This window comes from Novosphingobium sp. BW1 (assembly GCF_008107685.1).
Taxonomy (GTDB): Bacteria; Pseudomonadota; Alphaproteobacteria; order Sphingomonadales; family Sphingomonadaceae; genus Novosphingobium.
In genome coordinates this window covers 1-6,028 of the sequence record NZ_VIRF01000098.1, presented here as the reverse complement: position 1 = coordinate 6,028, position 6,028 = coordinate 1, and the positions used below count along the sequence as shown (strand labels likewise).

General features: G+C 58.4%; 4 protein-coding genes. All 4 read left to right on the top strand.

What is annotated here, in order from left to right; all coding sequences use genetic code 11:
* Positions 1–131: 131 nt before the first annotated feature.
* Genes FMM79_RS19715 through FMM79_RS19700 form a run of 4 tightly spaced genes read left to right on the top strand, consistent with a single transcriptional unit; the run spans position 132 to position 5,906 of the window.
* Positions 132–503, top strand: coding sequence for a hypothetical protein (locus tag FMM79_RS19715; protein WP_148629232.1), 372 nt, complete (start codon positions 132–134; stop codon positions 501–503).
* Positions 500–1,843 carry a restriction endonuclease subunit S gene (locus FMM79_RS19710; RefSeq protein ID WP_148629231.1) on the top strand — a complete coding sequence of 448 codons (1,344 nt, stop codon included), beginning with the start codon at positions 500–502 and terminating at the stop codon, positions 1,841–1,843. The genes FMM79_RS19715 and FMM79_RS19710 overlap by 4 nt, the downstream gene beginning before the upstream one ends.
* Positions 1,840–2,799: a GIY-YIG nuclease family protein gene (locus FMM79_RS19705; protein ID WP_148629230.1), complete on the top strand. Its 960-nt coding sequence runs from the start codon at positions 1,840–1,842 to the stop codon at positions 2,797–2,799. Before FMM79_RS19710 ends, FMM79_RS19705 begins: the two co-directional genes overlap by 4 nt.
* Positions 2,739–5,906 (top strand): type I restriction endonuclease subunit R, encoded by a 3,168-nt coding sequence (locus FMM79_RS19700; protein ID WP_240339322.1) that lies wholly within the window; start codon positions 2,739–2,741, stop codon positions 5,904–5,906. Before FMM79_RS19705 ends, FMM79_RS19700 begins: the two co-directional genes overlap by 61 nt.
* Positions 5,907–6,028 lie beyond the last annotated feature (122 nt).

Below are 6,028 nucleotides of genomic sequence, written 5' to 3'. Positions count from 1 at the left end.
TTCGAGCCGCTTGGTGTCCGGTCCTGTAACCTCAATCTGGATGCCCGTTCGCATGCGCCATCTTCGCATGTCCCCCCGTTCAAGGGAATCCCGAAAACGGAATCATCTGTTCCGATCAATCCACTAGCGGCGTGAGCATCGACCAACTGAAAGTGGTCATCAGTGCTCTCCTCGACGCGAATCCGGCTATCGTTGTTTCAGAAGCTGGCCATAATACCCACGCAAACCGCTATGCGTTAGCGAACGGGGCGCAACTCGGTTGGCGACGCGATTTGAAGACGCAGCAGAACCTTTATGTTCAGTTAGATAGGGTGAGCCTGCATGCACTCGCGGACATCGACCACGTGGTCCATGAAGCGAGTTTCCGAAAGGGTGACGAGCCCAATGCGGACATCTTTCATCGTCAAGCTTTCTCAAAAGATCAGGACATAGTGACCTTCATCATCAAGGATGCCTGGCAAGCCGCCCGCGTGCTTGCCGAAGTAGCGGGATTGGCGGCGTGAGCTTTCCGGTTTATTCGAGCTACCGATATAGCGGGGTCGAGTGGCTGGGCGAAGTGCCGGACCATTGGATCGTCCATCGACTATCATTCGCATTTCGAACAATCTCGAGTGGCACTACGCCGCCAAGTGACCGTCCTGAGCTGTACGGAGGGGATGTGAACTGGGTCACGACAGGTGAGTTGAGAGAAGTTGCTATCAGCGAAACGGCTAAAGCCGTCACGACTCAAGCCTTGGATGCCTTCCCGACGCTCCGTGTTTACCCATCGGGCACACTTCTCATTGCGATGTATGGTGCCACAATAGGACGTCTGGGTTGGCTTGCAGCGCCAGCAGCGACCAATCAGGCGTGCTGCGCTCTCGCAGACCCGAAGGGCATTGATCCGCGTTTCGGCTTTTTCGTGCTGGCTGCGGCCAAGGAGGCGCTCATCCTGTTAAGTTCGGGCGGTGGGCAACCGAACATTAATCAGGAGAAGATCAGAGCCTTCCCAATCCCACTTCCCCCACTCCCCGAACAAGCCACCATCGTCGCCTTCCTCGACCGCGAGACGGCAAAGATCGATGCGCTGGTGGAGGAGCAGCGGCGGCTCATCGAACTGCTCAAGGAGAAGCGACAGGCCGTCATCTCCCACGCGGTAACCAAGGGCCTCGACCCCACGGTCCCCATGAAGGACTCCGGCGTGGAATGGCTCGGCCAAGTCCCGGCGCATTGGGAGGTTCGAAGGATCGGTTCGGTAAGCGCGAAGATCACAAACGGGTATGTAGGTCCGACCCGTGATATCCTCGTCGATCAAGGCGTACGATACCTTCAGTCTCTTCATATTAAGCGGAACAAAATCAGCTTCCACTCGCCGTACTATGTCCAACAGGACTGGAGCGAGGCTCACGCGAAGTCGATTCTAGAGGCCGGTGATGTTCTCATCGTTCAAACGGGAGATATAGGCCAAGTAGCAGTCGTGCCCGAGCAATACGCTGGCTGCAACTGTCATGCTCTGATCATTGTGTCGCCAATTAGGGCTGAGCTTGATGGGTCTTGGCTCGCTTGGGTTTTGAATGGTGATTTCGGATTTCACAGTCTCCTCTCCATCCAAACTGGGGCGCTTCATCCTCATCTGAATTGCGGAAACGTCAAAGATTTACACGTGCCGCTCCCTCCGCTTCAGGAGCAGGCGGAGATCGTCGAGTACGTCGTGGAGCAAGCAGAAAAGCTCGATGCATTGATCGCACAAGCAGAGGCGATGGTGTTGGTCTTGCAAGAACGGCGCGCAGCGCTGATTTCAGCAGCAGTGACCGGCAAGATTGATGTGCGCGATGCCGTCGCCAAGCAGGCGAAAGCCGCATGATTCGTGCGGTCGGCCGCTCCTTGGAGCTTTATTATATCGACGGTCGTCCAGACGGCATGCTGACCGCTGAGCTGTTCAACTGGACCGGCCATGTCCTCATGGCCCCGCGCACTCAAATCAAGGAAGCATTGGCTCGACCCGAAGCAGGGTATGCCGGTGTCTATCTACTGCTCGGCGAACAGGACGGCGAACCCCGTGCCTATGTAGGCGAGGGTGAAGACATCTCTGCCCGGATCAAAAGCCATGACGTCAACAAGGAATGGTGGAGCAGTGCGGTCCTGATAACCGCCGCCGCCAACAAGTTGAACAAGGCACATGTACGCTACCTTGAAGCCCGTCTCATAACTGAGGCGCGGTCAATCGGTCGCACCCCATTGGATAACGGAAACTCCCCGACGGTTGCGGCACTAAGTGAAGCCGACGTCGCGAAGATGGAGGCATTTCTCGAGAACCTCTTCATCGTCCTGCCAGCCGTACGGGTCGACATGTTCATTCAACGCACCCGGTCGCAGATTAAGTCTGCAGGACAGGCAGGGCGTGACGTTCAGCAAGATGATCAGCTTAGCGATGAACCTGCCGACGATCGCGGAGAGCGCTTTCGTCTGCAAATGAAGCGCGAAGACTTCACTGCTGATGCAATCCTGACCGGGGACGGGGAGTTTGTAGTTTTGGCCGGATCGCAGGCCAGATCACCCCAGAATCTTGGATCGTACGGCGAACTTTATCATGAGCTTAAACGAGCAGGCGTTATTGCCCCTGACGTCGATGGCAAACTTCAATTCGTGACAAGTTATGCTTTTAAAAGTCCCAGTGCTGCTGCGACGATAGCTCGAGGCTCGTCCGCGAACGGCGCAATGGTTTGGAAACATGTTGGCTCGGGACTGACCTACAAGGATTGGGAAGCCAAGCGTCTCAGCGGAATCGGCGAGCAAACCCTCAAGGAACTCGGCCTATGACCCTGCATCTGGAAGTCAGTTTCGAGGACGAAGTCTGCGACCACCTTGCCGCGAACGGATGGTTCTATGCCAAAGGCGATGCTGCAGCCTATGACCGCACGCGCGCCCTTTTTCCTGCTGACCTTGTCGCTTGGGTGCAGGAAACCCAGCCCAAGGCTTGGGAGGCCTTGACGAGTAACCACGGCCCCGCAGCGGAAGGTATCCTGCTGGACCGCTTGAGGAAGTCGCTGGACGACCGTGGCACACTGGACGTCCTCCGCAATGGCATCGAAATCATTGGCGTGCGGGGCATGCTTTCGCTGGCGCAGTTCAACCCCGCGATGGGAATGAACCCCGACATCGTCACCAGCTATAATGCCAACCGTCTGCGCGTCGTCCGTCAGGTCCGCTACAGCCTCGCCAATGAGAACTGCATCGATCTGGTGCTGTTCCTCAACGGCATCCCCGTCGCGACCGTAGAGCTGAAAACCGACTTCACCCAGTGCGTGGAAGACGCGGTCGATCAATACAAGAAGGACCGCCTGCCGCAGCAAAAGGGCCACCAGCGCGAACCGCTGCTCAGCTTCCCCTCGGGCGCTCTCGTCCATTTCGCTGTGTCGAACCGCGAAGTGATGATGACCACGAAGCTGGCGGGGCCGCAGACTTTCTTCCTGCCGTTCAATCAGGGTGACCACGGCGGCAAGGGCAACCCCTCGGACGTTCCGGGACACCCCACGGCCTACCTCTGGGAACAGGTATGGCAGCGTGACAGCTGGCTGGAACTGCTTGGTCGCTACCTCGTCACCCAGCGCGACGAGAAGAAGAACATTCGCTCCGTCATCTTCCCGCGCTATCACCAGCTCGACGTCACGCGGAAGCTGCAGGCGGCGGTGTTGGAAGAGGGCGTGGGCGGCAAGTATCTCGTCCAGCACTCGGCAGGTTCAGGCAAGACCAACTCCATCGCCTGGACTGCCCATTTCCTCTCCGAACTGCACGACGCGAACGACGAGAAGTTGTTCTCTACCGTCATCGTTGTGTCCGACCGGCGCGTCATTGACGGACAGCTGCAAGACGCCCTGTTCGATTTCCAGCGCACCACCGGTGTCGTCGAGACGATCAAGAACGACAGCGGCAGCAAAAGCGGCCAGCTTGCCGAGGCGCTGAAGGCGGGCAAGAAGATCATCGTCTGCACCATCCAGACGTTCCCCTACGCCCTGCAAGCTGTGCGCGAGCAGGCCGCGACCGATGGCAAGCGCTTCGCCGTCATCGCGGACGAGGCGCACAGCTCCCAGACGGGCGAGGCAGCGGCCAAGCTCAAGGAAATCCTCTCGCCGGAGGAGATTGCCGATTTGCAGGACGGCGGTGAAATCGGCACCGAAGACCTGCTTGCTGCTCAGATGGCAGCAAGGGCCAGCGACAGCGGCGTCACCTACGTCGCCTTTACCGCCACGCCCAAGGCGAAGACCCTGCAGCTCTTCGGGCGTCCCAAGGAACCCGGCGGGTTGCCAGAGCCATTCCATGTCTATTCGATGCGGCAGGCTATCGAGGAAGGTTTCATCCTCGACGTTCTGAAGAATTACACGCCGTACAAGCTGGCGTTCAAGCTGGCGCACAATGGCGAGGAACTGGAGGACGCAGAAGTCGAGCGTTCAGCGGCGACGAAGGGCATCATGCAGTGGGTCAGCCTGCATCCATACAACATCGCCCAGAAGGTCCAGATTGTCGTCGAACACTTCCGCGAGAACGTCCAGCCGCTGCTGGATGGCAAGGCGAAGGCGATGGTGGTTCTCAGCAGCCGCAAGGAAGCGGTGCGCTGGAAGCTGGCGATAGACAAGTACATCAAGGACAAGGGCTATCCGCTGGGCACCTTGGTGGCCTTCTCGGGCGAGGTGAACGACCCTGAATCCGCCCCAGAGCCTCTCAGCGAAACCAACAGGGAGCTGAACCCAAAGCTGAAGAGCGACATCCGCGAGGCGTTCAAGGCCGAGGAATATCACCTCCTGCTCGTCGCCAACAAGTTCCAGACCGGCTTCGACCAGCCGCTTCTCTGCGGTATGTATGTGGACCGGCGGCTGGCAGGCGTTCAGGCCGTGCAGACACTCTCCCGCCTCAATCGCGCGCATCCCGGCAAAGACACGACTTACGTCCTCGACTTCGTCAACAGCTCCGAGGAAGTGCTGGAAGCGTTCAAGACGTATTACGAGACGGCTGAGCTGGAAGGCGTCACCGACCCCAACATCGTCTACGATCTGCGCGCCAAGCTGGATGCGGGCGGCTGGTACGACAGTTTCGAGGTGAACCGCGTGGCGACAGTCGCGATGGACCCGAGGTCGAAGCAGGGCGACCTTGCGGGCTCTGTCGGACCTGTAGCGGATCGCTTGCTGAAGCGCTTTGCTGCAGCCAAGCAGGCCAAGGCAGATGCCGACGAACTCGGAGACGAAAAGGCGGCAAGCGCCGCATCGGACGAGATGAACGCGCTTAGCATGTTCAAGGCGGACATGCAGACTTTCATCCGCATCTACACCTTTCTCAGCCAGATGTTCGACTACGGCAACACGGACATCGAAAAGCGTTTCCTTTTTTACAAGTACCTCGTCCGCCTGCTCGACTTCGGGCGCGAACGGGTCAGTGTCGATGTCTCGCAGCTCTTACTGACCCACCATGCCCTGAAGAGTCAGGGCAAAAAGGCGATGCAACTCGGAGGCGATGATGCGCCACAGATCAAGCCGGTGGACGGCGCGGGCTCGGGAACACTGCAGGAAAAGCAAAAGGCGCTGCTGCGCGAGATCATAGAGAAGGTGAACGACCTGTTCGACGGCGACCTGACCGACGGCGATCAGCTCGTCTATGTGAACGAGGTCATCAGAGGAAAGCTGCTGGAATCTAGGGAACTCGTCACGCAAGCCCAGAACAACAGCAAGTTGCAGTTCGCCTCATCGCCAACGCTCGACAGCGAACTACTGAACGCCATCATCGATGCCCTCGATGCCCATCAGAAAATGAGCCAGCAGGCGCTTGGGTCCGATAAGGTACGCGCAGGCCTCAAGGAAATCCTGCTTGGCCCCGGCCAGCTCTACGAAGCCCTGCGTGGAAACGCAGAAGCCGAGCAAGAACCAGCGGACGCCTAGTGGATTGATCGGAACAGATGATTCCGTTTTCGGGATTCCCTTGAACGGGGGGACATGCGAAGATGGCGCATGCGAACGGGCATCCAGATTGAGGTTACAGGACCGGACACCAAGCGGCTCGA